Origin of the sequence: Kocuria sp. WN036, assembly GCF_002287015.1 — a bacterium.
GTDB classification, from domain to species: domain Bacteria; phylum Actinomycetota; class Actinomycetes; order Actinomycetales; family Micrococcaceae; genus Kocuria; species Kocuria rosea.
Genome location: NZ_NSKF01000029.1, coordinates 1 through 25651, shown reverse-complemented (window position 1 = coordinate 25651; position 25651 = coordinate 1). Strand labels below are relative to the sequence as shown.

26 protein-coding genes are annotated in these 25651 nt (G+C 74.6%); 13 read left to right on the top strand and 13 right to left on the bottom strand.

Going from position 1 to position 25651, the window contains the following annotated elements; translation table 11 throughout:
• Positions 1 to 31: 31 nt before the first annotated feature.
• From typA to CK505_RS15210, 4 genes are all read right to left on the bottom strand, one after another.
• On the bottom strand, positions 32 to 1945 hold the full coding sequence (gene typA, locus CK505_RS15225; RefSeq protein ID WP_017833398.1) for a translational GTPase TypA: 1914 nt from the start codon (positions 1943 to 1945) through the stop codon (positions 32 to 34).
• A gap of 240 nt (positions 1946 to 2185) precedes the next feature.
• Positions 2186 to 2884 carry a maleylpyruvate isomerase family mycothiol-dependent enzyme gene (locus tag CK505_RS15220; RefSeq protein ID WP_095651615.1) on the bottom strand — a complete coding sequence of 233 codons (699 nt, stop codon included), beginning with the start codon at positions 2882 to 2884 and terminating at the stop codon, positions 2186 to 2188.
• A gap of 75 nt (positions 2885 to 2959) precedes the next feature.
• A complete protein-coding gene (locus CK505_RS15215) occupies positions 2960 to 4066 on the bottom strand; it encodes a winged helix DNA-binding domain-containing protein (RefSeq protein WP_095651614.1) in 1107 nt (368 codons plus the stop codon).
• The gene (locus tag CK505_RS15210; RefSeq protein ID WP_095651613.1) at positions 4063 to 5454 is read right to left on the bottom strand and encodes an MFS transporter; all 1392 of its coding nucleotides are present in this window, start codon (positions 5452 to 5454) and stop codon (positions 4063 to 4065) included. The genes CK505_RS15215 and CK505_RS15210 overlap by 4 nt, the downstream gene beginning before the upstream one ends.
• A 124-nt stretch (positions 5455 to 5578) precedes the next feature.
• Here CK505_RS15210 and CK505_RS15205 point away from each other — a divergent pair, with 124 nt between their 5' ends.
• Positions 5579 to 7162: a cation:proton antiporter family protein gene (locus CK505_RS15205; protein WP_095651612.1), complete on the top strand. Its 1584-nt coding sequence runs from the start codon at positions 5579 to 5581 to the stop codon at positions 7160 to 7162.
• Positions 7163 to 7192: 30 nt separating this feature from the next.
• Here the strand turns inward: CK505_RS15205 and CK505_RS19040 are convergent, their stop codons facing one another.
• The gene (locus tag CK505_RS19040) at positions 7193 to 8104 is read right to left on the bottom strand and encodes an HAD-IC family P-type ATPase (RefSeq protein ID WP_303621210.1); all 912 of its coding nucleotides are present in this window, start codon (positions 8102 to 8104) and stop codon (positions 7193 to 7195) included.
• Positions 8038 to 9987, bottom strand: coding sequence for an HAD-IC family P-type ATPase (locus CK505_RS15200; protein WP_303621209.1), 1950 nt, complete (start codon positions 9985 to 9987; stop codon positions 8038 to 8040). Before CK505_RS15200 ends, CK505_RS19040 begins: the two co-directional genes overlap by 67 nt.
• Positions 9988 to 10064: 77 nt before the next feature.
• On the opposite strand from CK505_RS15200, the gene CK505_RS15195 reads away from it, so the two are divergent.
• Positions 10065 to 10817 (top strand): YoaK family protein, encoded by a 753-nt coding sequence (locus CK505_RS15195; RefSeq protein ID WP_017833390.1) that lies wholly within the window; start codon positions 10065 to 10067, stop codon positions 10815 to 10817.
• A 22-nt stretch (positions 10818 to 10839) separates the two neighbouring features.
• Here the strand turns inward: CK505_RS15195 and CK505_RS15190 are convergent, their stop codons facing one another.
• Positions 10840 to 11727, bottom strand: a complete 888-nt coding sequence (locus CK505_RS15190; protein WP_176475379.1) for an aminoglycoside phosphotransferase family protein — start codon at positions 11725 to 11727, stop codon at positions 10840 to 10842.
• An 89-nt stretch (positions 11728 to 11816) separates the two neighbouring features.
• On the opposite strand from CK505_RS15190, the gene zupT reads away from it, so the two are divergent.
• The gene (gene zupT / locus CK505_RS15185) at positions 11817 to 12602 is read left to right on the top strand and encodes a zinc transporter ZupT (RefSeq protein ID WP_035927447.1); all 786 of its coding nucleotides are present in this window, start codon (positions 11817 to 11819) and stop codon (positions 12600 to 12602) included.
• A gap of 31 nt (positions 12603 to 12633) precedes the next feature.
• Here zupT and CK505_RS15180 read toward each other — a convergent pair whose 3' ends face one another.
• Positions 12634 to 13242 (bottom strand): mismatch-specific DNA-glycosylase, encoded by a 609-nt coding sequence (locus CK505_RS15180; RefSeq protein WP_095651610.1) that lies wholly within the window; start codon positions 13240 to 13242, stop codon positions 12634 to 12636.
• Between the two features lie 78 nt (positions 13243 to 13320).
• Between CK505_RS15180 and CK505_RS15175 the strand changes: the two genes are divergently transcribed.
• The 5 genes from CK505_RS15175 (at position 13321) to arfB (ending at position 16157) form a co-directional block, all read left to right on the top strand.
• A complete protein-coding gene (locus CK505_RS15175) occupies positions 13321 to 13989 on the top strand; it encodes an alpha/beta family hydrolase (RefSeq protein WP_255250974.1) in 669 nt (222 codons plus the stop codon).
• Between the two features lie 92 nt (positions 13990 to 14081).
• A complete protein-coding gene (locus tag CK505_RS15170; RefSeq protein ID WP_095651608.1) occupies positions 14082 to 14525 on the top strand; it encodes a lipopolysaccharide assembly LapA domain-containing protein in 444 nt (147 codons plus the stop codon).
• A gap of 131 nt (positions 14526 to 14656) precedes the next feature.
• Entirely contained in the window at positions 14657 to 14950 is a 294-nt protein-coding gene (locus CK505_RS15165; RefSeq protein ID WP_035927458.1) for a hypothetical protein, read from the top strand.
• Positions 14951 to 15144: 194 nt separating this feature from the next.
• Positions 15145 to 15576 carry a hypothetical protein gene (locus CK505_RS15160; protein WP_035927462.1) on the top strand — a complete coding sequence of 144 codons (432 nt, stop codon included), beginning with the start codon at positions 15145 to 15147 and terminating at the stop codon, positions 15574 to 15576.
• 140 nt (positions 15577 to 15716) lie between these two features.
• Positions 15717 to 16157 (top strand): alternative ribosome rescue aminoacyl-tRNA hydrolase ArfB, encoded by a 441-nt coding sequence (gene arfB / locus CK505_RS15155; RefSeq protein WP_035927467.1) that lies wholly within the window; start codon positions 15717 to 15719, stop codon positions 16155 to 16157.
• A 29-nt stretch (positions 16158 to 16186) separates the two neighbouring features.
• On the opposite strand, the gene ychF is transcribed toward arfB, so the two are convergent.
• Complete coding sequence (gene ychF, locus CK505_RS15150; protein ID WP_095651607.1) at positions 16187 to 17272, bottom strand: redox-regulated ATPase YchF; 1086 nt, start codon at positions 17270 to 17272, stop codon at positions 16187 to 16189.
• Positions 17273 to 17398: 126 nt separating this feature from the next.
• Here ychF and CK505_RS15145 point away from each other — a divergent pair, with 126 nt between their 5' ends.
• From CK505_RS15145 to CK505_RS15135, 3 genes are all read left to right on the top strand, one after another.
• Positions 17399 to 18340 (top strand): ABC transporter ATP-binding protein, encoded by a 942-nt coding sequence (locus tag CK505_RS15145; RefSeq protein WP_095651606.1) that lies wholly within the window; start codon positions 17399 to 17401, stop codon positions 18338 to 18340.
• A 76-nt stretch (positions 18341 to 18416) separates the two neighbouring features.
• Positions 18417 to 19178 carry an ABC transporter permease gene (locus CK505_RS15140; protein WP_095651605.1) on the top strand — a complete coding sequence of 254 codons (762 nt, stop codon included), beginning with the start codon at positions 18417 to 18419 and terminating at the stop codon, positions 19176 to 19178.
• Between the two features lie 77 nt (positions 19179 to 19255).
• Positions 19256 to 20590 (top strand): DNA recombination protein RmuC, encoded by a 1335-nt coding sequence (locus CK505_RS15135; RefSeq protein WP_255250973.1) that lies wholly within the window; start codon positions 19256 to 19258, stop codon positions 20588 to 20590.
• A 21-nt stretch (positions 20591 to 20611) separates the two neighbouring features.
• Here CK505_RS15135 and CK505_RS15130 read toward each other — a convergent pair whose 3' ends face one another.
• Together CK505_RS15130 and CK505_RS15125 are read right to left on the bottom strand one after the other, a co-directional pair.
• Complete coding sequence (locus CK505_RS15130; protein ID WP_017833377.1) at positions 20612 to 21694, bottom strand: 4-hydroxy-3-methylbut-2-enyl diphosphate reductase; 1083 nt, start codon at positions 21692 to 21694, stop codon at positions 20612 to 20614.
• A 10-nt stretch (positions 21695 to 21704) separates the two neighbouring features.
• Positions 21705 to 22673 (bottom strand): hypothetical protein, encoded by a 969-nt coding sequence (locus CK505_RS15125; RefSeq protein WP_095651603.1) that lies wholly within the window; start codon positions 22671 to 22673, stop codon positions 21705 to 21707.
• A gap of 65 nt (positions 22674 to 22738) precedes the next feature.
• Between CK505_RS15125 and xseA the strand changes: the two genes are divergently transcribed.
• The gene (gene xseA, locus CK505_RS15120) at positions 22739 to 24040 is read left to right on the top strand and encodes an exodeoxyribonuclease VII large subunit (RefSeq protein WP_095651602.1); all 1302 of its coding nucleotides are present in this window, start codon (positions 22739 to 22741) and stop codon (positions 24038 to 24040) included.
• A 59-nt stretch (positions 24041 to 24099) separates the two neighbouring features.
• On the top strand, positions 24100 to 24375 hold the full coding sequence (locus CK505_RS15115; RefSeq protein ID WP_035927490.1) for an exodeoxyribonuclease VII small subunit: 276 nt from the start codon (positions 24100 to 24102) through the stop codon (positions 24373 to 24375).
• 26 nt (positions 24376 to 24401) lie between these two features.
• Here the strand turns inward: CK505_RS15115 and CK505_RS15110 are convergent, their stop codons facing one another.
• Together CK505_RS15110 and CK505_RS15105 are read right to left on the bottom strand one after the other, a co-directional pair.
• The gene (locus CK505_RS15110; RefSeq protein WP_095651601.1) at positions 24402 to 25271 is read right to left on the bottom strand and encodes a PPK2 family polyphosphate kinase; all 870 of its coding nucleotides are present in this window, start codon (positions 25269 to 25271) and stop codon (positions 24402 to 24404) included.
• Between the two features lie 49 nt (positions 25272 to 25320).
• A partial coding sequence (locus tag CK505_RS15105; protein ID WP_141246831.1) for an aminotransferase class I/II-fold pyridoxal phosphate-dependent enzyme occupies positions 25321 to 25651 on the bottom strand: 331 nt, incomplete at its 5' end.

Sequence of the window (25651 nt, the reverse complement as noted above, 5' to 3'; positions counted from 1 at the left end):
GCCTGCTGCGCGGTGCTGCTGCGGTCCGGGGTCAGGCGCGGGCCCGGGCCCGGTGCGCCTTCATCCGCTCGTTGGCGTCGAGGATCACCTTGCGGATGCGGATGGCGTCCGGGGTGACCTCCACGCACTCGTCCTCGCGGGCGAACTCGAGGGACTCCTCGAGGGTCAGCTTGCGCGGGGGCGTGAGGTTCTCGAAGGTGTCGGAGGAGGCCGCACGCATGTTGGTGAGCTTCTTCTCCTTCGTGATGTTCACGTCCATGTCGTCGGCACGGGAGTTCTCGCCCACGATCATGCCCTGGTAGACCTCGGAGGTGGGCTCCACGAAGAAGGACCCGCGCTCCTGCAGGTTGATCATGGCGAACGGGGTGACCACGCCGGCGCGGTCGGCGATCATCGAGCCGTTGGTGCGGTACTCGATGTCCCCGGCCCACGGCTCGTAGCCGTCGGCGTAGGAGGACGCGATGCCGGCGCCGCGGGTCTCGGTGAGGAACCGGGTGCGGAAGCCGATCAGCCCGCGGGCGGGGACCTTGAACTCCATCCGCACCCAGCCGGTGCCGTGGTTGGCCATGGCCTCCATGCGGCCCTTGCGCCCGGCCATCAGCTGGGTCACGGCGCCGAGGAACTCGTCGGGGACGTCGATCGTCATGTGCTCGTAGGGCTCGTGCACCTTGCCGTCGACGGTCTTGGTCACGACCTGGGGCTTGCCCGCGGTCAGCTCGAAGCCCTCGCGGCGCATCTGCTCCACCAGGATCGCCAGGGCCAGCTCGCCGCGGCCCTGGACCTCCCAGGCGTCGGGGCGCTGGGTGGGGAGCACCTTGAGCGAGACGTTGCCGACGAGCTCCTTGTCGAGGCGGTCCTTGACCTGGCGGGCCGTGACCTTGGTGCCCTTGGTGCGGCCGGCCAGCGGGGAGGTGTTGATGCCGATGGTCATGGAGATCGCGGGGTCGTCCACCGTGATCAGGGGCAGCGGCTGCGGGTTCTCCGGGTCGGTGAGGGTCTCGCCGATGGTGATGTCCTCGATCCCGGCCACGGCCACGATCTCGCCGGGGCCGGCGGAGTCGGCCGGGACGCGGTCCAGGCCCTTGGTGGCCAGCAGCTCGGAGATCCGCACGTTCTTGAGCTCGCCGTTGGCGCGCGCCCAGGCCACGGTCTGGCCCTTCTTGAGGGTGCCGTTGAAGATGCGCAGCAGGGCGAGACGGCCCAGGAACGGGGAGGCGTCCAGGTTGGTCACGTGCGCCTGGAGCACGCCCTCGGGGTCGTAGGAGGGCGCGGGGACGTGCTTGATGATGGTCGCGAACAGCGGCTCGAGGTCCTCGTTGTCCGGCAGGCCGCCGTTCTCGGGCTGCGTCAGGGAGGCCCGGCCGTCACGGCCCGCGGCGTAGACCACGGGCACGTCCAGGACGGCGTCCAGGTCCAGGTCCGGCTCGTCCTCGGAGATGTCCGAGGCCAGGCCCAGCAGCAGGTCCATGGACTCGTGCACGACCTCCTCGATCCGGGCGTCCGGGCGGTCGACCTTGTTGACCACGAGGATCACGGGGAGCTTGGCCTCGAGGGCCTTGCGCAGCACGAAGCGGGTCTGCGGCAGCGGGCCCTCGGAGGCGTCCACGAGCAGCACGACGCCGTCGACCATGGACAGGCCGCGCTCGACCTCGCCGCCGAAGTCGGCGTGGCCGGGGGTGTCGATGACGTTGATGGTGATGGTCTCCCCCTCGGCGGAGGGACCGTCGTAGAACACCGTGGTGTTCTTGGCGAGGATCGTGATCCCCTTCTCGCGCTCCAGGTCACCGGAGTCCATCACGCGCTCCTCGACCTCACCGTGGGCGGAGAACGCGTGCGTCTGCTGGAGCATCGCGTCCACGATGGTGGTCTTGCCGTGGTCGACGTGGGCCACGATGGCCACGTTGCGGAGGTCGGCGCGCTGGGCGGTGGTGGAGGTGACAGGCATACGCGTGGGTCTCTCTTCGGGTGGAGATGCGGGGGGAGGTGCAGCCCTCCCGATGGGTGCGGCCGGGGCGCCGCCGCGCACCCGGAGGGACCCGGGCGGGAGCGCCCGCTCAGCGGGCCGTAGACCATTCTACCCCGCGGCGCCGCCCCGGCGGCACCCCGGGCGGCTGTGACCCCGCCGACTCCCCCCGTCCGCCCGTCCGGCGCGGCGCCGGCTGCGCGCCGCGCACGGGGCGTCCGGTCACCAGGAGGGCAGCACCGGCAGCGGGCCGTCGGCCTCGACGTTCTCGCCGTCGCCGCGGGCCAGCCACTCGAGCAGGCCCTCCCGGTCGGACTCGACGCGCAGGGCGCCGTCGCCGATCACCCACTCGTCGCGCTCCTCCGTCACCAGCGTCATGCCGGGGGCGCCCTTGGCGCGCATGGTGCGCACGGCGGCCTCGAGGGCGTTGAGCAGCGAGTCGGGGTCGGCCTCCTCGATGGTCCAGGCGGTGTCGAGGTCGTGGTGGTGGACGACGACCTCGGCGATGCGCAGCGCCACGATCGAGGTCGCGGGGATCACCTTGCCGTGCAGGTGCACCTCCTCGACCGCGAGCTCCCCGGTCAGCCGCTGGGCCTGCTCGGCGAAGTAGGCGGCCGACTCGCGCGCCTTCTCGACCAGCTCCTGGCGGGGCAGGGCGGCCAGGTCGGCGATGTCCTGGTTCCGGGCCTCCATCGAGGCGTAGGGGGCCTGCTCCTGCCCGGTCACGGCCCAGTCGACGAGCTTGACGAGGGCGCGCCCGTTGGAGGCGAGGTGGGCGACGACGTCGGCGCGGCGCCATCCCTCGCACAGCGAGGGGGCGGCCAGCTCGTCGTCGGACAGGGACGCGGTGGTGGCCAGGAACATCTCGGTCTCGCGGCCGAGGCGGGAGAGGTCCGAGTGCAGGCGGGCGGGGTTGATCATGGCCTCACCCTATCGAGCGCCTGGTGAGCCGGACCACCTCCCGGGCCCCTGGACCCATACCGGCTTCGTCTCGGCTCAGAGCGCCGGCAGCCGCGCGAAGGCCCGCTCGGCGGCCGTGCGGCGGGCCGCCGAGAGCTCCTCGAACGGGTCGAGCACGAGCTCGGCTCCCCCGGCGCGGCGCACGCGCCCCCAGGTCCCCACGATCCGCCCGCCCGCCACGAGGGTGGGCTTGAAGACCCCGTTGCCGCCGGGGACGATCCGGGCCGCGTGGGCCGGGGCCAGCACGTGGGAGCGGTCCCCGTAGCCCAGGACGTACTCGTCGAAGGGCGGCAGCAGGAAGACCCCGGCGGCGCGGGACCCGCCGGGTGCGGGGCCCTCGAGCACCTCGGGGGCGCACCACAGCTCGCGGCCGGCGCGGTCGTGCACCGCCACGACACCGTCGGCCCGGGTCAGCGCGGCGCGCACCGCGGAGCGCGGCAGGGCCGCCCACCGGGCGGCGTCCGCGACTGAGGCCGGGCCGTGGCCGCGCAGGTACCGGCGCACCCAGCGGGCGACGACGGGCGGGGTGCCGCCGGCGGTTCCCCCGGGCACGGCCGCCTCCTCCCCCGCGGCGGGGACCCAGTCCGCGACGGGCACCACGAGCTGGTCCCGGCCGTCCGCGGTCAGCGGGCCCAGGCACAGGGTCGCGTCCAGGTGCAGGGCGAGCATCAGGTGGTAGGCCCGGCCCGGCTCGCCCAGCAGCCCGGCCTCCTCCCACGCGGCGTGCAGGCGTTCACGGGGCTGCGGGCCGCGGCGCAGCGCGGCGAGGGCGGTCTCCCTGGCCGCGTCGAGCCGCTCGTCGATGCCCAGGGCCCGGCGCCGGGCGGCCGTCGAGGCGACGGTGCGGGGACCCAGGACCGCCAGCCACGCGCGCAGGTCCTCGGCGGGCACCAGGTGCAGGGTCCCGCGCATGGGCCAGGTGCGCACGATCCGGCCGTCGTCGAAGGCCTGCCGCAGGCCGCCGGAGCCGCCGGCCCGCCGCAGGGCGACCGACACCAGGGCGCCGGGCAGGTCCTGGGCCTGGACGGCGCCAAGGGCGCGCACCACGTCCTCGGGCGCCACGTCCTCCGGGCGCACGAGCCCGTGGGCCGCGAGCCGGGCGAGGCCGATCTCGCGGTCCGTCAGGACGGCCGGGGAGCTCACTGCAGGGCCCGTCCCCGCTGCTCGGGCAGGGCGAACGCGGAGAGGGCGGCCACGAGGAAGGCGGCGCCGAAGACGGCGAAGACGGTGACGACGTCGTAGCGCTCCCCGCCGAGCGCGAGCAGCGCCGGCACGGCCAGCGGGGCGAGGATCGAGGCGACGCGGCCGAACGCCGCCGCCGCCCCGGTCCCCGTCCCGCGCAGCGCGGTGGGGTAGAGCTCGGGGCCGATCGCGTACAGGGCCCCCCACGCGCCCAGGTTGAAGAAGGACAGCGCCATGCCGGAGCCGATCACCTGCCACGGGAGCACGATGTCGCCCATCGAGACGATGCCGAAGAGCAGGGCGCTCACCGCGGAGCCTCCGAGGAACACGGCCAGGGTGATCCGGCGGCCCCAGACCTCGATGAGCCAGGCGGCCGCGGCGTAGCCGGGCAGCTGGGCGAGCGTGATGACCAGGACGTAGCCGAAGGAGGTCGTCAGCGTGAGGCCCTGCTGGAGCAGCAGGGTGGGCAGCCAGGTGAACGCCCCGTAGTAGGCGAAGTTGATGCAGAACCAGACGGTCCACAGCGCCGCCGTGCGCCGCCGCAGGGACGGGGCCCAGATCCCGCTCGCGTCCTCCGCCGGGCGCTGACCGGCCGCCTCGGCCGCCCGGGGCTGCTCGGGGGTCTCGGCCCGGGAGCGGCCCAGCGGCCGCGCCCGCTCGAACCGGCGCACCGCGGCCTCGGCCTCGTCCGTCCGGCCCCGGTGCTCGAGGAAGCGCACGGACTCCGGCAGGGCCCGGCGCACCACCACGGCGTAGAGGGCCGGCACGAGTCCGACGACGAGCGCCCATCGCCAGCCGTCCGGGGAGGACGGCACCACGAAGTAGCCCACGAGGGCGGCGAGGATCCAGCCGACGGCCCAGAAGGACTCGAGGACCACCACCACGCGGCCGCGGATCCGCCGGGGCGCGTACTCGGAGACGAGGGTGGAGGCGACGGGCAGCTCGGCGCCGAGGCCGAGGCCCACCACGAACCGCAGGACCACCAGCGCGGCGAGGGACCCGACGAGCGCGGACGCGCCCGTGGCCGTGCCGTAGACCAGCAGGGTCAGCGCGAAGACCTGGCGCCGGCCGAGCCGGTCGGCCAGCAGCCCGCCGAGGCTGGCGCCCACGGCCATCCCCACGAAGCCGATCGAGGCGAGCAGGGACAGCTCCCCGGAGCCCAGGCCCCACTCCTGGGCGAGCGCGGCCATCACGAACGAGATCAGGCCCACGTCCATGGCGTCCAGGGCCCAGCCGACGCCGGAGCCGACGAGGAGCTTCCGGTGCTCGGTGGTGAACGGCAGCCGGTCCAGCCGCTGGGAGCGCGTCGGGGCGGACGCGGCGGCGCCGGGCCGCTGGCTCTCGTGCATGCTCCGGTCCTTCCCTCGCTGCGCTGTGCTGCGACCACTGTAGGCGCTCGGGGCCGCGCCGGTCCCCGGGGGCGCCCGCCCTAGACTGGAGGGACCACACCACCGGCCGGCGAGGGAGCTGACTGTGTCCACGGTTGCCATCTATCTCGTCGTCGCCTTCGGGGCCGGTGCCCTGGCCGTCCTCGCGCGGCTGCCGCCCCTGATCGGGTTCCTCGCGGCCGGCTTCGTGCTCAACGGCCTGGGCGTGGAGCGGCTCCCCGCCCTCGACCAGCTGGCGGACGTCGGCGTGACCCTCATGCTGTTCGGCATCGGTCTCAAGCTCGACGCCCGGTCGCTGCTGCGCCGGGAGGTCTGGGGGACGGCCGGGATCCACCTGGTCCTGAGCACGGCGCTCGGGGCGGGGCTCCTGGGCCTGCTGATGCTGGTGGGGCTGCAGCTGCCGGGCGAGAACCTCAGCGCGCTGCTGCTGGCCGGGTTCGCCCTGTCCTTCTCGAGCACGGTCCTGGTGTTCAAGGTCCTCGAGGAGCGCAGCGAGACGACGTCGCTCTACGGGCGCGTGGCGATCGGCATCCTCATCATCCAGGACGTCGCCGCCGTAGCGTTCATCACCGTCACGAGCGAGCACCCGCCGAGCCCGTGGGCCCTGGCCCTGGTGCTGCTGCTGCCGGCGGCGTGGGTGTTCCGCCGGATCTGGGACGGCATCGGCCACGGGGAGCTGCAGGCCCTGTTCGGCGTCGCCATGGCCCTGGTCCCCGGCTACATCGCCTTCTCGGCCGTGGGCCTGAAGGGGGATCTCGGGGCGCTGCTCGTCGGCATGCTCCTGGCCTCGCACGCCAACGCGGGCGAGCTGTCCCGCACCCTGTTCACGCTCAAGGACCTCCTGCTGGTGGCGTTCTTCGTCTCGATCGGCTTCCACGGGATGCCGACCCTCGAGATGCTCGCCATGAGCGTGCTGCTCCTGGGCCTCCTGCCGGTCCAGGCGATGCTGTTCGTGCTGCTGCTGTGGCTGTTCGGGCTGCGCCGCCGCACGTCGCTGCGAACGGGCCTCGCGCTGGGCAACCACTCGGAGTTCGCCCTCATCGTGGGGGCCATCGGCGTCTCGGCCGGGATGTTCGACGACGACTGGCTGGTGATGCTCTCCGTGGCGGTCGCCCTGAGCTTCGTGATCTCGGCCCTGGTCAACCGGCGCGGCTCCTCCCTGACCAGCGCCCTCGCCCGGCGGCTCCCGGAGCACCCGGACGACCGGCTGCACCCGGAGGACCGTCCCATCGACATCAGCCACGCCACGGTGCTCGTGCTCGGCATGGGCCGGGTGGGGCAGGCGGCCTACCGGGAGCTCTCCGAGGAGCACGGCTTCTCCGTGGTGGGCATCGAGAACGCCACGGACCGCGTGGAGCGGCTGCGGGCGCAGGGGATCGACGTCCAGGAGGCCGACGCGACCGACCAGGAGTTCTGGGAGCGGGTGATCGCGACCGGCCACGTGCAGGTCGCCGTGCTGGCGATGCCCTTCCACGGCTCCAACCTCGTGGCCCTCCAGCAGCTGAGCGCCACGGGCTTCGACGGGGTCGTGGCCGCCGTGGCGCAGTACGACGACGAGGTGCAGGAGCTGCGCGGCCACGGGGTCCGGACGGTCTTCAACCTCTACAGCGGCGCCGGCATCGCCCTGGCCGCCGAGACCGTCGAGGCCCTCGGCCGCCGGCCCGACTGACCGCGCCCGTGCCGCCGGGTGCCCGAGCCGTCAGCCCCGGCGCACCAGGGACCGGCGGACGAGCTTGTGCAGCTCCTCGACCCACAGGACGAGGGACGCCATGCCCACCGCGACGGCCCAGTGGACGAGGTCCAGGGGTGCGGTGCCGAAGGCGACCTGGAGCACCGGGACGTGCACCACGAGCACCTGCAGGGCGGCGGCGAGGGCCAGGGCGCCCCACAGCCAGGGGTTGACGAACAGCCGGTGGAAGGCGCTCGCGAGCTCGGAGCGGGAGTTCAGGGCGTTGAACAGCTGGGCGAGCACGAGCGTGGTGAACCCGGCGGTGCGGGCCACGTCGAGGGAGTCCTGGCCGGGCACCAGACCCCCGGGGAGGAAGATGTCGATGGTCAGCAGGGTCGAGGCGCCCATCATCAGGCCGAGCAGCGCGATCCGCCCCCACATCGGCGCGTCGAGGATCCGTTCGTCGGGCCGGCGCGGCGGGCGGGCCATGACGTCGTCGATCTCGGGGTCCACGCCCATGGCCAGGGCCGGACCGGAGTCGGTGACGAGGTTGATCCACAGGATCTGGGTGGCCAGCAGCGGCACGGCGATCGCGCCGCCGGCCGCGTCCGTCAGCCCCAGGGCGCCCGCGAGGAGCACGCCGAAGAACACGGTGGCCACCTCCTCCAGGTTCGAGGACAGCAGGTAGCGCAGGAACTTCGTGATGTTCTCGAAGATGACCCGGCCCTGCCGGATCGCCACCACGATGGTGGTGAAGTCGTCGTCGCCGAGGATCATCCGCCCGGCCTCCTTGGTGACCTCCGTGCCCGTGATGCCCATGGCCACGCCGATGTCGGCGGCCTTGAGGGCCGGCGCGTCGTTGACGCCGTCCCCGGTCATGGCGACGACGTGGCCCTGGGCCTGCAGGGCGTCGACGATCCGCAGCTTGTGGCCCGGGGCCACCGGGCGAAGACCGAGACGTCCCGCACGGCGTCGAGGAAGCCCTCCCCGGTGAGCTCGTCCAGCTGCGCCCCGGTGAGCGCGGGCGAGCCCGGGGGCACGATCCCCAGGTCCGCGGCGATCCTGGCGGCCGTCATCGGGTGGTCGCCGGTGATCATGATCGTACGCACCCCGGCGGCCCGGGCCTGCGCCACGGCCGCCGCGGCCTCCTCCCGCGGCGGGTCGAGGACGCCCACCACGCCGAGCCAGACCAGGTCCCGCTCCGCCGCCTCCCCGAGCTCCGCGGCCTCGCGCTCCCGAACCCGCCGGCCGGCGACCGCCAGGGTGCGGAACGCCTGCCCGGACAGCTCCTGGACAGCCGCGGCGGCGTCCCGGCGTCGCGCGGCGTCGAACGGCTCGACGGCGTCCCCGACGCGCACCCCGGTGCAGCGGTCCAGGAGGACGTCCGGGGCGCCCTTGGTGAACAGGTACCGGTGCCCGGAGTCCGTCTCGATCTCGAGGGTGGACATCATCCGGCGCTCGGAGGTGAACGGCATCTCCTGGGCCCGGGAGAAGTCGTCCGCCCGGTCGGCGGCGCCGTAGAGCTTGTGCACGGCGGTGAGGAATGCCGCCTCGGTGGGGTCGCCCTGCACGGTCCACACGCCGGCGGCCTCGTCGAGCTGGGCGTTGTTGGCGCGCGCCCCGCCCACCAGCACGCCCCGCGCCTCCTGCAGGACCTGCGCGGCGGGCGCGCCCCCGGTCACGACCCTGGCCTCGCCCTCCGGGGAGTACCCCGTGCCGGAGAGCTCCACCGTGCCGGACGGGGTCACGAGCACCTTGCGGGTCATCTCGTTGCGGGTGAGCGTGCCGGTCTTGTCGGAGCAGATCACCGAGGCCGCGCCGAGCGTCTCCACGGAGTGCAGGTCCTTGACCACCGCCTGCCGGCGGGCCATCGCCCGCACCCCGATGGCCAGGACCAGGGACAGGATCGCGGGCAGGCCCTCCGGGACGGCCGCGACCGCGAGGGAGACGCCCAGCAGCAGGACCGTCACGAGGTCCTGCACGCCGCGCACCCCGCTGACCAGGACGACCGTGGCCATGACCACCACGGCGACGCCGACCACGATGAGGCCCAGCGACCGGGACACGGCCGTGATCTCGCGCTGCAGCGGCGAGGGCTCGGCCTCCGTGCGCTCCAGCATCTCGGCGATCGCGCCCACCTGGGTGTCCATGCCCGTGGCCACGACCACCGCGCGGCCCACCCCCGAGACCACGGCCGTGCCCTTGTAGACCATGTTCCGCCGGTCCCCGAGCGGGACCGGGGCGGGCAGCACGGCCGGGTCCTTGAGCTCCGCCTCCGACTCCCCGGTCAGGGACGCCTCCTGCACGCGCAGGGACGCGGCGGAGAGCAGGCGGGCGTCCGCCCCCACCGCGTCCCCCTCGGCGAGGGCCAGGACGTCGCCGGGCACCAGCTGGGCCGAGGGGAGCGTGGTCAGGCGCCCGTCCCGCACCACGGTCGAGTTCGCCGCCGTCAGCACGGCCAGCGCCGCGACCGCGTCCTCGGCCCGCCCCTCCTGGACGCGGCCCAGCACCGCGTTGGCCACCACGATCACGGCGATGACCACCGCGTCCACCGGCACCCCGCGGGCGCCCTCCGCGACCCAGGCGACCACGGACACGGCGATCGCGGTCAGGAGCAGGTAGATCAGCGGGTCCTGGAACTGGGCGAGGACCTTGCGCCACCGCGGCACCCGCGGGGCGGTGCGCAGCTCGTTGGGCCCGTACCGGGCCAGCCGGGCCCCGGCCTGCTCCGCGCTCAGCCCGAGGGCGGGCTCCACGTCCAGCTCGGCGAGGAGCTCGCCCGCCGCGCGGAGGGACGGGTCCTGGTGCACGCGCTCGGTGGCCACGCCCCCATTCTCGTCCCGCCGGCGGCGCCGCGGGCCCCGTGACGCCGCCGGTGGGCTCCCCGGACTAGGCTCGCGGCATGAGGGCCCGGATCGACCGCTACCTGCTCAACGTCGCGGGACCCCGCCGCACGCCCGCCCTCAACCGGCACCTCGCCTACCTGCTCGCCCTGGTGGCGGGGGTGCTCAACTCCGTGGGCTTCGTGGCCGTGGCCGTGTACACCTCCCACATGACGGGGCTCACCGCGATGGTCGCCGACCACCTCGTGCTGGGCGACCTGCGGCTCGTGGCGGTCGGCGTCCTGGCCGTCCTCGCCTTCACGGCCGGGGCCGCGTGCTGCGCGCTGATGTTCAACTGGGCGCGGCGCCGCGGGCTGCACAGCCGCTACGCCAACGTCCTGCTGCTCGAGGGCCTGCTCATGCTCGTCTTCGGCCTGCTGGCCGAGAGCCTGACCTGGGCGCACCGGGACCTGCTGTTCGTCCCGGTGCTCGCGTTCACCATGGGCCTGCAGAACGCGGTGATCACCAAGATCTCGGGCGCCCAGATCCGCACCACCCACGTGACGGGCATGGTCACGGACATCGGCATCGAGCTCGGCAAGTTCCTCTACCGCAACCGGCTCGCGGACGCGGACCCCGTGACCGGCGACGCCGGGAAGCTCAGGCTGCTGGCCGCGCTCGTGGGGCTGTTCTTCGCCGGCGGGGTGCTCGGCGCCCTGGGCTATCTGGCCGCGGGCTTCCCGGTCCTCGTGCCCACCGCGCTCACCCTGCTCGTGGCGGCGTGGCGCCCGCTCGCCGCGGACCTGGGCTTCCGCCGCTCCCCCACCTCCTGAGCCCGGGCGCGAGGACGGTGCCTCAGGCGCCCCGCTGCACGGCCTTGCACAGCTGGACCAGCCGGCCGACCTCGCGGTGCGGGGCGCCGGTGGGGCGGCGAGCCTCGTCCCGGGCCGCCACGGCGCACCGGACGAGCGTCCAGGCCCGGAGGCGCTCCTCGTCGGCGCCGGCCGCCAGGGCGAGGGCCTCCATCCGGTCCGCCAGGGCCGCGGCCAGGGCCCCGCCGTGCCCGGCCTCCTCCGTGCGGTGCCACAGGGCGGGGACCAGCGCGAACTCCGGGGTGCCGACCACCGCGTCGGCCCCGGCGGCCAGCCACGGGGCGCGCACCGACGCGCGGACCGCCCCGTGGTGCAGGTCCTGGTGCACGAGCGCCGCGTCCAGCTCGTCGCGCCGGAGCCGCTCGAGGCTCCTGACGGCCTGGAGCCGGAAGCGGCGCGGGAACCGGGCGTCCAGGTCCACGGCCCCCTCCAGCTCCGCCTGCCACCGCCGGGCCGTCTCCGACAGACGCGGGAACGGGGGCCGCAGCGGCCGGGCGAGGACCCGGGTCAGCTCGCCGAGCACGCGGCACGCCTCGAGCACCGGCAGCTCGTACAGGTCCCGGTCGGCGGTGCGCTCGAGCAGCAGCGCCCGGTCCGCCGGCTCCGCCCGGAGCAGCCGCACGGCCCCGCGCCCGGCCCACACGCGCAGGGCCAGGTGCTCGTGCTCGGCGCCGGGCCGCGGCGGGGAGAGCCGCAGCACGGCCGGCTCCCCGGCGCGGGTGCGCACCGGCAGGACCAGGGCCCCGCCGTCGTCCCGCGCCCGCCCGTCGGGCACCAGCTCCCACGCGGCGGTGTACCGGTCGGCGAGGCCGGCGGGGACACCCGCCGGGCGGCCGCCGGCACCCGGGGCACGCGCGGAGGAGGTCGTCACCGCACCATTCTGGCGCACCGCCGGGGCGTGACGGCCGTTCGCTAGACTGCGAGCGCCCACCCCCGCCCAGGAACGGAGCCGACCCGGTCGTGAACGAGCTGCTGTTCGCCTTCGGCCTGACGCTGTTCGCGGGGCTGGCCACGGGTGTGGGCGCCTTCCTGGCCCTGGTCACCCGGCGCACCGATGCCAAGTTCCTCGCGGTGAGCCTCGGCTTCTCGGCCGGCGTGATGATCTACGTGTCCATGATCGAGATCTTCGTCAAGGCCCGGGTGGCCCTGGTCGCGGAGCTCGGGGAGCGCTCGGGGGCGTGGGCCACCGCCGGCGGGTTCTTCGGGGGGATCCTGCTGATCGCGGTGATCGACCGGCTGGTGCCCACGCGCGTCAACCCCCACGAGTACCCGCACGACGACGCCGGGCGGCAGCGCCGGCTCCTGCGGATGGGGACGATGACCGCGGTGGCCATCGCGATCCACAACTTCCCCGAGGGCTTCGCGACCTTCGTGGCCGCGATGCAGGAGCCGTCCGTGGCGATCCCGGTGGTCGTGGCCATCGCGCTGCACAACATCCCGGAGGGGATCTCCGTGGCGGTGCCCATCCACCACGCCACGGGCAGCCGCCGGAGGGCGTTCCGCTGGGCGTTCCTCTCGGGCCTGGCGGAGCCTGTCGGCGGGGTGCTCGGCTACCTCGTCCTGCTCCCCTTCCTCGACGACGTCCTCTTCGGCGTCGTGTTCGCGGGCGTGGCCGGGATCATGGTCTTCATCTCCCTGGACAAGCTGCTGCCCACGGCCCAGGAGTACGGCGAGCACCACCTGTCCGTCTACGGGCTGGTCGCCGGGATGGCGGTCATGGCCGTGAGCCTGCTGCTGTTCGTCTGACGCGGACGCGGACGCGGCGCCCGTGACCGGGTCACGGCGGTGTCGGGGCGACCGGGAGGCCCGCCGCCCGCCCGGCCTCGGCGAACGCGGCGGCGAGGCTCGCCCGGGACGCGTGGGCGTTGAGCCCGCTCGGGCTCGGCAGCGCCCACAGCTGCGCCCCGGCCAGTTCCCGGTCCTGGCGCCCGAGCCGGGCCCCCGGGTCCGCGAACGCGTGCCGGTAGGCGGTGACCCCGGCGACCGCGACGACGGCGGGGCGCAGCCCGGCGACGAGCTCGGCCAGCCGCTCCCGGCCGGCCACGAACTCGGCGGGGTCCAGCTCGTCGGCCCGCGCGGTGGCCCGGGGCACCAGGTTCGTGATGCCGAGACCCCGGCCCAGGACGTGCTCCCGGTCCTCCGCGCTCATCCCGGCCGCGCAGTCCACGAGCCGGCCGGTGAGCCCGGCGTCGTGCAGGGCCGGCCAGAAACGGTTGCCGGGCCGGGCGAAGTGCGCCTGCGTGGCCGCGGCCCACAGGCTCGGGTTGATGCCGCAGATCAGCAGCCGCACGTGCGGGCCGAGCAGGTCGGGCAGGGTCGTGCCCCGGGCGGCCTCGAGGTCCGCCCGGCTCGGCCGGGCGCCGCCGGTCGCGTTCGGGGAGGCCATGACCACATGCTAGGCCGCGCCCCCGCCGCCGGGCACCACGGGCCGGCGGCGGGCGCCCGCCGGGCTACCGTGGTGGCCATGCCCCGACCGACCGAGCTCACCGTGCCCACCGAGAGCGGGCCGGGACGCCTGCTGGTCTCCCCCGCCGAGCACCCCGTCGCGCTGCTGTGGCTCGGGCACGGCGCGGGCGGGGGCGCCGGCGCCCCGGACCTCACCGCCCTCGCCGACGAGCTCCCCCTCCACGGCGTCACGGTCGTGCGCCACGAGCAGCCGTGGGTGCTCGCCGGCCGGAGGGTCGCTCCCCGTCCGGCCGCCCTCGACACCGGGTGGCTGGCCGCCGCGGCGGCCGTGACCGGCTTGGCGGACGGACTGCCCCTGGTCGTCGGGGGCCGCAGCGCCGGGGCCAGGGTGGCGTGCCGGACGGCCGCCGACGTGGGCGCGTCCGCCGTCGTCTGCCTGGCCTTCCCCCTGCACCCGCCGGGACGCCCGGAGCGCTCGCGCGCCGAGGAGCTGCTGCGGCCCACGGTCCCCGTGCTCGTGCTGCAGGGCACGCGGGACGTCTTCGGCTCCGCGGACGAGGTCGCGGCCGCCGCGGACGGCGCGCCGGCCGTCGACGTCGTCCCGGTGGAGGGCGCCGACCACGCCCTGGCGGTCCGCCGGTCCGGGCCCGTGAGCCAGGAGGACACGCTCGCGCTGGTCACCGCCGAGGTGCGCCGCTTCCTCCGGCGGACACGCACGACCCGCTGAGCACCGGCGGGACTTCAACGGCGCGCCGACCGGGACTACCGTGAGGAGCACAGGGTCACCGCGACCCGTCCGCGACCAGGGAGAGAACCGTCATGGCCCGCACCCCAGCATCCTCCGACCCGCTCCGGCCCGATCCCGCCCCCGGGGACGAGCCGCGGACCCCCGCCGCGGACGCGTCCGCCGCGGACCGGCCGGCGCCCGGCCGGGAGCCGGCCGTCCGGCCGCAGACGGCCACGGACCCCGCCCTGGACGGTCACCAGAAGCAGGGCGTCTCGGGCGCCGCGTGGACGGCCCTGATCCTCGGCCTGCTGATCCTGATCCTGCTGCTGGTCTTCATCCTGCAGAACAACGTCCCGGCGGACTTCAACTACCTGGGCTGGCAGTTCAGCCTCCCCCTCGGCGTCGCCATGCTGCTCGCGGCGGTCGCCGGCGCCCTCATCATGGGTCTCGTCGGCTCCGTCCGGCTCTTCAAGCTGGGCCACCGGGTGCGCAAGCTCGAGAAGGAGCGCGCCGACATCAAGCGCGCCCTGCGCTGACCCCCGCCGCCGCCTCGGCGGTCGCCGTCGGTCGCCGGCGGGTGTCTCATGACGTCAGTAACGGGTCGGCCCATTGTGCGGGCGGCAACAGGCAGTAGCCTGACAGCACCCCGAACGACAGGACGGTTCCCATGAGCTCCCCCGCACTCCCCGACGACCGCCCGGCCCCCGAGGACGTCGAGGTGGTCGCCCCCGCGACCGTCGTCGACCTCACCAGCGGCACCGCCCAGATCACGCCCGTGCTGGTCGACGGCGAGGCGCGCTACGCCGTGGACCTGCCCGACCAGCCCTTGGACGACGACGACGTGGCGAGTCTCGCCGTTGCGCTGCAGGCGGCGCAGGCCGGCCCCGCGGTGCTCGTGGACGTCGAGGACTACCTCGAGGCGGCGGCACCGCCGGAGGACGCCGCCGAGACCCCGCGGTAAGGGCCCGGTTCGGTCCGCCGGCACGACGAAGACCTCGGGCCGCGACGTCGAGAACGCCTCGACGTCGCGGCCCGAGATCTTTTCCGCGCCCGGAGGAATGATCTGCCGCACTGCGTGCGAGTCGCACGCGGGCTGACCGCCCCGCATTCCCTAAAGTGATGAGCGGATCCCCCGCCCCCACCGGAGAGACGGCCATGTCACCGAACCCCCCGCAGAACGTCCACCAGAAGCCGGCCTTCGGGCGACTGGGACTGGTCGCCCTGTCCCTGGCCCTGGTCACCGGGTGCACCACTCCCGACAGCGGCGGGATCGACGAGCCCGGCGCGTCTCCCAGCGCCTCGTCCTCCCCGACGTCCGGGGCCACCGGCAGCGCGGAGGCGACGCAGCCGGACCCATCGCCGACCCCGTCGACGACCCCCGGGGCCACCCCGCCGCCCATGCCCGGGGCGCTGCCGGACCAGGACTTCACCTACGACGAGGCCTACGCGGCCTGGCAGGACGGGATGCCCTACTACGACGCCTTCTGCATCCACTACGAACCCGTCACACCGGCCGGGGTGTCGCAGTGCGAGGGCATCGAGAACGGCACCGTCGACAGCATCACCGGTGAGCCCCTCGGGCAGTAGGCAGGACGTGCCGGGCCGCGCGCCGAACCGCCATTGCGGCTGATTGGCGCGCCCGGCCGCAGACCTCGCCCGAGCAGCCGAAGATCCCCCACCGAGACCGAACGGAATGTGTCGCGTCGCCGGTGCGGGACAATCGTCGCGTGGACGATCTGCACGTGCCCCCGGGCCCCGGCGCGCCCCGCGGCCTCAGGGTGCCGGCGGGTGAGCTGGTCGAGCAGTTCTCCCACGCCTCCGGCCCGGGCGGCCAGGGCGTCAACACCACGGACTCCCGGGTGCAGCTCTCTCTCGACCTGGCCACGACGACGGCGCTGAGCGACGCGCAGCGCGCACGTGCCCTCGATCAGCTCGCCGGCAGGCTCTCGGGCACCGTGCTCACCGTCAGCGCCGCCGAGCACCGCTCCCAGCGACAGAACCGCACCGCGGCGAGACAGCGTCTCGCCGCACTCCTGCGCGGCGCCGTGGTGCCGCCGGTGGTCCGGCGAGCGACCCGGCCCACCCACGGCTCGCGCCGTCGCCGTCTCGAAGGAAAACGCCGCCGCTCCGAGACCAAGCAGAACCGCCGGCGCCCCGGGCCGGAATGACCCGCGCCGGCGCGGAGGACCCGCCCGGCTCAGACGTTGAAGCGGAACTCCACGACGTCGCCGTCGCGCATGACGTAGTCCTTGCCCTCGATCCGGACCTTGCCGGCGGCCTTCGCGTCGGCCATGGAGCCGGCGGCGTCGAGGTCCTCGAAGGAGACGATCTCGGCCTTGATGAAGCCGCGCTCGAAGTCGGTGTGGATGACGCCGGCGGCCTGCGGGGCGGTGGCGCCCACGGGGATGGTCCAGGCGCGCGACTCCTTGGGCCCGGCGGTGAGATAGGTCTGCAGCCCGAGGGTGTGGAACCCCGTGCGGGCGAGCTTGTCGAGACCGGCCTCGTCCTGCCCGGACATCTCCAGCATCTCCTTGGCCTCCTCCTCGTCGAGCTCCACGAGCTCGGACTCGAGCTTCGCGTCGAGGAAGACGGCGTCGGCGGGCGCCACGAGCTCGCGCAGCTCCTGCTGCTTGGCCTCGTCGCCGAGCACCCCGTCGTCGGCGTTGAAGACGTAGATGAACGGCTTGGCGGTGAGCAGGCTGAGGTCGCGCAGCTGGTCGACGTCCAGCTTCTCCTTCTCGGCCGCCCCGAAGACGGTGTCCCCGCGCTCGAGGATCGTCTGCGCCTGCTGAATGGCGGCGAGCTTGGCGGGATCGGCCTTCTTGATCTTGACCTGCTTCTCGAGGCGCGGGATCGCGTTCTCGAGGGTCTGCAGGTCGGCGAGGATCAGCTCGGTGTTGATGGTCTCCATGTCCGAGGCGGGGTTGATCTCGCCGTCGACGTGGATGACGTCCGGGTCGTCGAAGGCGCGGACCACCTGGGCGATCGCGTGCGCCTCGCGGATGTTGGCGAGGAACTGGTTGCCCAGGCCCTCCCCCTCGGACGCGCCCTTGACGATGCCGGCGATGTCCACGAAGGACACGGTCGCGGGCAGGATCCGGTCCGAGCCGTGGATCTCCGCGAGCCGGTCCAGCCGCGGGTCCGGCAGGTTGACCACGCCGATGTTCGGCTCGATGGTCGCGAACGGGTAGTTCGCCGCCAGGACGGTGTTGCGGGTCAGCGCGTTGAACAGGGTGGACTTGCCGACGTTGGGCAGTCCGACGATTCCGATAGTAAGAGCCACGGGAGACCATCCTACCGGGCACGGGGCGGGCACGCCGTGCCGTCCCCGAGACCGGTGGCCGAGGTCGTGGGCGTGTCGTGGCCCGTGGGGCTTCCGGGACGGCGCGCGGTGGAGCAGAGTCGGAGCATGACGTCCTTCCCCGCCTCCCGCACTTCGCCGCATCCGAGCCCCGCCGGCCCGACGGCCGGTTCCCCGGCCGTCGACGTCTCCGGCGTCCACAAGGGCTTCGGGCGCGGCGAGCAGCGCGTCCGCGCCGTGGACGGCGTGAGCATGCGCATCGAGCGTGGCGAGGTCGTCGCGCTGCTCGGTCCCAATGGCGCCGGGAAGACCACCCTCCTCGACATGGTCCTGGGCTTCACCGACCCCGACGACGGCACCGTGCGCACCCTCGGCGCCGCCCCGCGCGAGAGCGTGCGGGCAGGGCGGATTGGCGCGGTCCTGCAGACCGGGGGGCTGCTCGACGACCTGTCCGTGCGCGAGACGGTCGCGATGGTCGCGACCCTGCACCGGGACCCGCTGCCCGTGGACGAGGCCCTGGGCCGGGCGGGGGCCGCCGGGTTCGCGCGGCGGAAGGTCTCCAAGTGCTCGGGCGGCGAGCAGCAGCGGCTGCGCTTCGCGCTGGCCCTGCTGCCCGAGCCGGACCTGCTGGTCCTCGACGAGCCGACCGCGGGCATGGACGTCGGCGCCCGGCGGGAGTTCTGGGCCGCGATGCACGCCGAGGCGGAGCGCGGCCGGACGGTCGTGTTCGCCACCCACTACCTCGACGAGGCCGAGGAGTTCGCCGCCCGCACCGTGGTGCTCAAGGGCGGGCGGGTGGTCGCCGATGCCGCCACCGCCGAGGTGCAGGCCCTGGCGGGCCACCGCGTGGTCAGCTTCCGCTGGGAGGGGCCCGGGCCCGTCGTCGTCCCGGGGGCGACCGCGCTGGAGCCCGCCGGCGGACGCCGGCGGCTCACGGGCCCCGACACGGACGCCATCGCCCGCCACCTGCTGACGACCACGGGCGCGAGCGAGCTCGAGATCACCCACGCCGGACTCGAGGAGGCCTTCCTGGGCCTCACCGCCGACTGACCGGCCCCGCTCGCCCCGTCCCGGCTCCCCGCCCCGACGCACCGTCCCTACTCCCCCGTCCCGGAGGACCAGCACCATGAGCATTGCCTACGCCGCCCACGACCTGCGCCGCAACGTGCGCATGGTCGAGAACACCTTCTTCATCGTGGTCCTGCCCGCCGTGCTCTACGTGATGTTCACGGCGCTGGGGGACTTCTCCGACCTCCCGGTGGGCCACGGCAACGCCGGCGGGTACAACATGATCTCGATGGCGGTCTACGGGGCGGTCACCGCGACCACCTCGATCGCCGGCTCCGCCGCCGTGGAGCAGGCACGCGGCTGGGGCCGGCAGATCGGGCTCACGCCGGCGCCGCGGCACGGGTACGTGCTGTCCAAGGTGGCCGTGGCCCTGGCCATGGCCGTGCTGCCCGTCCTCGTGGTCTACGCCGTGGGTGCCCTGACCGGTGCCGAGCTGGGCGGCTGGCGCTGGCCCGCCACGGCGGCGATCGTCGTGGCCGGCTCCTCGGTGTTCGCCCTCTACGGCCTGGCGGCCGGGCTGCTGTTCCGCTCCGAGTCCGCCGTGGGGGCGGCCTCCGGGATGCTCGTGGTGCTCAGCTTCTTCGGCAACCTGTTCGTCCCGCTCACCGGGGTGATGCTCGACATCGCGCGCTTCACCCCGCTCTACGGTCTGGCCGGGCTCGCCCGCTATCCGCTCGTGGAGGGCGACGTCGTGGCGACCAGCGGACCGCCGGTGGAGTCCGACCCTTTGTGGGCGCTGCTGCTGAACACCGGGCTCTGGACGGTGGTCTTCGCGGCCGTGGTGCTGCTGGCCGTGCGCCGGACCACGGTCCGGCGCTGACCGGGCGACGCTCCGGGGAGCGGGGCGGTGAGCGCCGCTGCCGTGGGGTGTCCGGGTGGCGTGCCACACTGCTGGGCATGACCGTCAGCCTCGTCGTCGTCCTCGTTCTGCTCGCCCTGCTGGTGGGCTCCCTCCTGGGCGCCGCCGTGGCGCGGGTCCGTGCCGCCCGGGAGGTTCGGGCGGCGGAGGAGGAGCGGGCCGGGCTGCAGGCCGAGCTCGCCGCCGTCCAGGACCGGCTCGTGGACCTGGCCTCCGAGCGGGCGGCGGCCGTCGAGGCGCGCGCCCAGCTCGAGGACCGTCTGCGGGACGCCGACGCCCGCTCCGTGCAGGACAACAACGTCCTGCGGGCCCTGGCGCCGGTGGCCCACCAGCTGCGCTCGGTCGAGGAGCACGTGACGGCGCTCGAGCGGGACCGGGCCGAGCAGTACGGGGGCATCACCCAGGCCCTCGCCCACACCCGCGAGGTCGGCGACCACCTGCGCACCGCGACCACCTCCCTGTCCTCCGCGCTGCGCTCGGGCTCCGCGCGCGGCCTGTGGGGCGAGGTGCAGCTGCGCCGCGTGGTCGAGTCCGCGGGGATGACCGCGCACGTCGACTTCCGGGAGCAGGTCGCCTCCAACGGCACCACCGCGGACGGCGAGCGCAGCGCGATCCGCCCGGACATGGTGGTGCACCTGCCGGGGGGCCGCGACATCGTCCTGGACGCCAAGGCGCCCATGACCGCCTACCTGCGGGCCCAGGACGCCGAGGACGACGCCGGGCGCCGGGCGCAGCTGGCCGGTCATGCGAAGGCCGTGCGCGGGCACGTGGACGCGCTGGCGTCGAAGAAGTACTGGGAGGCGCGGGACGCCTCCCCCGAGCTGGTGCTGTGCTTCCTGCCCGCCGAGTCCGCGCTCTCCGCGGCCCTGGACGCGGACCCGACCCTCCTGGACCACGCCGCGAGCCGCAACGTGGCGCTCGTGTCGCCGGTCTCGCTGCTCGCCTCGCTCAAGGCCGTGGCGTTCACGTGGCGGCAGAACGGGCTCACGGAGAACGCCAAGGAGCTCTTCGACCTCTCCCGCCAGCTCTACGAGCGGCTGGGCACGGTCGGCAAGCACCTCGACGACATGGGCCGGTCGCTGCAGAAGTCGGTGGAGACCTACAACCGGCTGACGGGCTCCGTGGAGACCCGGGTGTTCCCCACGGCCCGGCGGATCAACGACCTCGACCCCACGCTCGCGGAGGACGATCGGCTCACCACGCGTCCGCTCGTGGTGGCGCCGCGCCCGCTCACGGCGCCGGAGTTCACCGAGGCGGCGCAGCTGCCGCCGGCGCCGGAGGCGGTGCAGCTTCCGGAGCCGGCGGAGCGCCCGGGCCGCACCGAGCCGGGCGGGAGCGTGCCGGGGCAGCTCGACGAGCGCGCGGCGGGCTGAGCGGACGGGTCCGCCCGCGGCTCAGCGGGTGGGGCGGGCCCCGCGGCCGCCGAGCCGGTGGGAGGTGTCCCCGGCCGCGGTGAGCCGGGCGCGCAGCTCCTTGGGGAGGGAGAACAGCACGTCCTCCTCGGCGGTGACGACCTCCTCGACCTCGCCGTAGCCGTAGTCCGCGAGCAGGCGCAGCACGTCCTTGACGAGGACCTCCGGCACGGAGGCTCCGCTGGTGACGCCCACGGTGGCGACGCCCTCGAACCAGGACTCGTCCACCTGGTTCGCGAAGTCCACGCGCTCGGCGCGGCGGGCGCCGTACTCGAGGGCGACCTCCTTGAGCCGCACGGAGTTCGAGGAGTTCGCCGAGCCCACGACGATCACGAGGTCAGCGTCCGGGGCGATCTTCTTGATCGCGGTCTGCCGGTTGGAGGTGGCGTAGCAGATGTCGTCGCTGGGCGGGTCCTGCAGGGAGGGGAAGCGCTCGCGCAGCTTCTGCACGGTCTCCAGGGTCTCGTCCACGCTGAGGGTGGTCTGGGAGAGCCAGACGACCTTCTCCGGGTCGCGGACGACGACCTGGCCGACCTCGTCCGGGCTGTTCACCACCTGGATGTGCTCGGGGGCCTCGCCGGCGGTGCCCTCGACCTCCTCGTGGCCGTCGTGGCCGATCAGGAGGATGTCGTAGTCGCTCTTCGCGAAGCGCACGGCCTCGCGGTGGACCTTGGTGACCAGCGGGCACGTGGCGTCGATGGTGCGCAACTCGCGGGACTTCGCGGACTCCACCACGGCCGGGGAGACGCCGTGGGCGGAGAAGATCAGCAGGGACCCTTCGGGGACCTCGTCGGTCTCCTCGACGAACACGGCGCCCTGCTCCTCGAGGGTGCTCACCACGAACTTGTTGTGCACGATCTCCTTGCGCACGTACACGGGGGCGCCGTAGTGCTCGAGCGCCTTCTCCACGGCGATGACGGCGCGGTCGACGCCGGCGCAGTAGCCGCGGGGGGACGCGAGCAGGACCTTCTTCGGTCCGGCCACGGGAGCGGCGGCGGCCACGTCCTCCGGCGAGCGCCGGGAACGGGGGACGGTGGGCATGGAGAGCGCAACGGTGGTCGGCATGGCCTCCATGCTACGCGGTGGGGCGGGGCCCGCGCCGTGATCCGCCCGACACGAGGATGGCCCCGACGAGGCCCACGACGCCCGTGATCCCGGCAGCCCAGGCGGCCGTGACCATCTGCTCGCCGAGGGAGTCGGTGAGCAGGAGGACGGCCCGGTCGGCGGCGAGCCGGACCACGGGGTCGCCGCCGAGCATGCCGGAGGCCCGCTGCACGCCCTGCTCCACGAGCAACCACGCGACGCCCAGTCCGGCCAGGGTCCCCAGCCCCAGCACGGCGAGCACGGCGAAGCGGTGCCGGGTCACGAGCAGCGCGAGCACGGCGAGCACCACGGCGGTCCACGTGAGCGGGACGGCCAGGTCGGTGACCCGGGTGCCCGCCTCGATCAGGCGCCCGGTGTTCGACCCCGGGACGGTGATCCGGCTCTCGCGCTCCGCCAGCCCGACGTCCACTCCGACGGCCCGCTGCACGGCGGCGTCGACCTCCCGGAGGACGGGGGCGATGTCCAGCACGAGGTCCTTCGGCGGCTCCTCCACCGCGCCGTCCACGGGGACGTTGGCCTCGTGGGTGCGGGTGAGCGCCTCCGTCCACGCGCGCTGGTAGGCGGGGTCGGCGGTGAGGTCCGCGGCGACGTCGGCCGCACGGCGGGCGGCGTCCTCGAGCATCCGGTCGAGGAACCCGACGCCGGTGGCCCGCTCCCCCACGATCCGGTCGGCCACCTGCCCCACCGCGCTGCGGGCCAGCTCCTCCTGGAACGGCCGGTCCTCGGCGAGGGTGCCCACCACCCGGGTGAAGCCGTCGCGGGAGACCAGGGTGTCCTGGGCCCAGTGCAGGGGCACGAGCAGCGCCACGAGGGACGCGGCGGCGAGGCCCAGGACGGTGCCGAGGCCGGTGCGCAGGACGGTCGTGGCGCGTCGTCGGGGGCGGGGCGCGGAACGGGGCGCGGAGCGGTGTCCGGGGGCGGGGGGTGCTGAGAGGCTCACGGAACCACTGTACGCACGGGCGGAGCGCGTGCACGGGTGTCCCCGTCGGGTGGTAAGCATGAGGCATGACGTATCTGGAGCCGCAGCAGGACGCCCCGGCGGGCGGCGAGCGGGAGCTGCCGCAGCGGGCGGACCGGACCACCCCGGAGAACCCGTGGCCGCTGCGGATGCTCTCCGAGAACCTGCACGCCTACATCGCCCGCTGCGCGCCCACGTGGGTCGAGGGGCAGATCATCGAGCTCAACCGGCGCGCCCGCGTCACCTACGTGACCCTGCGGGACGTCGACGCCGAGATCTCCGTGCCCGTGACCCTCTTCGCCAACGAGACCGCCCACCTGGACCGTCCCCTGGAGAAGGGGATGCGGGTGGTCGCCCAGCTCAAACCGGACTTCTGGGCCAAGACCGGCCGGCTGTCCATGCTGGGCCGCGGCATCCGCCCGGTGGGCCTGGGCGACCTGCTGGAGCGGCTCGAGCGGCTGCGGCGCGCCCTCGCCGAGGAGGGGCTCTTCGACGCCGCCCGGAAGAAGCCCCTGCCCCTGCTCCCCCGCCGGGTCGGCCTCGTCACGGGGCGCAACTCGGACGCCGAGAAGGACGTCATCCGCAACGCGTCCCTGCGCTGGCCGGCCGTGGACTTCGAGGTGCGGGAGGTCGCGGTCCAGGGCTCCGGCGCGGTGCGCGCCGTGACCCAGGCGCTGCGCGAGCTCGACGCCATGGCCGAGGTGGACGTCATCGTGATCGCCCGCGGCGGCGGCTCCTTCGAGGACCTCCTGGCCTTCAGCGACGAGTCCCTGATCCGGGCCGTGGCGGCCGCCCGCACCCCGGTGGTCAGCGCCATCGGGCACGAGAACGACCAGCCGCTGCTCGACTGGGTGGCCGACCTGCGGGCCTCGACCCCCACGGACGCCGGCAAGCGGATCGTCCCCGACGTCGTCGAGGAGCGCGCCGGGGTGGCCCGGGCCCGGGCGGGCCTGGACCGCGCCGTGCGAGGCTTCCTGGACCGGGAGGCCGCCGGTCTGACCGCCGTGCGCACCCGGCCCGTCCTGGCCCAGCCGGAGGACATGATCCTGCTCCGGGAGGAGGACGTGGACCGGTGGCGCACCCGGGCGCTGTCCGCCGTGGACTCCCGGACCCTGCGGGAGCGGGACGCCGTGCGCTCCCTGCGCGCCCGGGTGCGGGCGCTGTCCCCCCAGGAGACCCTGCAGCGCGGCTACTCCGTGGTCCTGGACGCCTCCGGCGCCGTGGTCACCGACGCCGCCGCCGTGCGCGCCGGGGACCTGCTGGGGGTGCGCCTGGCCGCGGGCGAGCTCGGCGTGCGCACCGAGACCGTCTCCGCCCGGCGCCCGGGCGAGCACCCCGGCTCCCCCTGACCCACCGGGGCACCGGCACCACCGCCGTCCCCGACCGTTCCGAACGAGAGGCGCCACCCATGGCGAGCACCGACCACCCCGCAGCACCCGACCTGTCCGACATCGCCGGCCTGGGCTACGAGCAGGCCCGCGAGGAGCTCGTGCAGGTCGTCTCCCGGCTCGAGGCCGGGGGCACGTCCCTCGAGGAGTCCCTCGCGCTCTGGGAGCGCGGCGAGGCCCTCGCCACCCGCTGCGAGCAGTGGCTCGACGGCGCCCGCGAGCGGCTCGACGCGGCCCGGAGCCGGCGCGCGGACGCCGACGGGGGCGACGGCGAGGAGGGCGCCGGGCGCGGCTGAGCCGGCCCGGCCCGCCGTGGCGCGGGTCAGAGCTCGGAGAGGCGCCGGCGCGCGTCCTCGACGTCGTAGCCGGGGTCCGGCCAGTCGAGCCGCAGGCCCGCGAGCGCGGAGATCAGCAGGTCCTGGACCACGGCCCGGGCGTACCACTTCCGGTCGGTGGGCACCACGTACCAGGGCGCGTGGTCGGCGTCGGTCGCGTCGATGGCCCGTTCGTAGGCGGCCATGTAGGTCTCCCACCGGCTGCGCGCCTCGAGGTCCGAGGGATCGAACTTCCACTGCTTCGTCCGGTCGCTCATGCGGGCGAGGAGGTTCTCGCGCTGCTCGTCCAGGCCCAGGTGCAGGAAGACCTTGACGACCACCACCCCGTCGTCGGCGAGCTCCTGCTCGAAGTGCCGGATCTCGGTGTAGCGCCGCTCGAGCTGCCGGTCGTCGAGCACGTCGTGCACCACGGGCACCAGCACGTCCTCGTAGTGGGACCGGTCGAACGCGCCGATCACCCCGGGCCGGGGCAGCTGGCGCCGCACCCGCTGGAGGAAGTGCTGGGCGGCCTCCTCCTCGGTGGGCCGGCCGAAGCCGTGGGTGTGCACGCCGTGCGGGCTGAGCCCGCCCAGCACGTGCTGGATGACGCCGCCCTTCCCGGAGGTGTCCATGCCCTGCAGCACGAGCAGCACCCGGTGCCGGGCGCCCACCGTGGCGTTGGCGTAGATCTGGCGCTGCAGCCGGGACAGCTCGGCGTCCCGGGCGGCCCGCAGCGCGGTGCCCTGCTGCTTCTTCCCCCGGAACCCGGGGGTGGAGCGGGTGTCCACCGCGTCCAGGGACAGGCCCGGCCGGGCGCGCAGCAGAGGCCGTACGTCCTGCTCGAACCCGGTGCCGGGGCTCTGGTCGGCTGCGCTCATGCGGGACCTCCTGGGAGTGCGGGGCGGGCCGCGGGGCGCGGCCCGCCGGTCACTGGCGGTAGTTGCCGAGGAACTCCTCGATCCGGTCCAGCGCCGTGGCCAGCATCTCCACGGACGGCAGGGTGACGAGGCGGAAGTGGTCGGGCTCCGGCCAGTTGAACGCCCGGCCGTGGCTGACGAGGATCTTCTGCTCCTTGAGCAGGTCGAGGGCGAACTTCTCGTCGTCGACGATGTTGAACTTCTCCACGTCGAGCTTGGGGAACAGGTACAGGGCGCCGTCGGCCTGCCGGCAGGACACGCCGTCGATCTCGTTGAGCCGCCGGTGGGCGAGGTCGCGCTGGGCCTTGAGCCGCCCGCCCGGGAGGATGAGGTCGTTGATC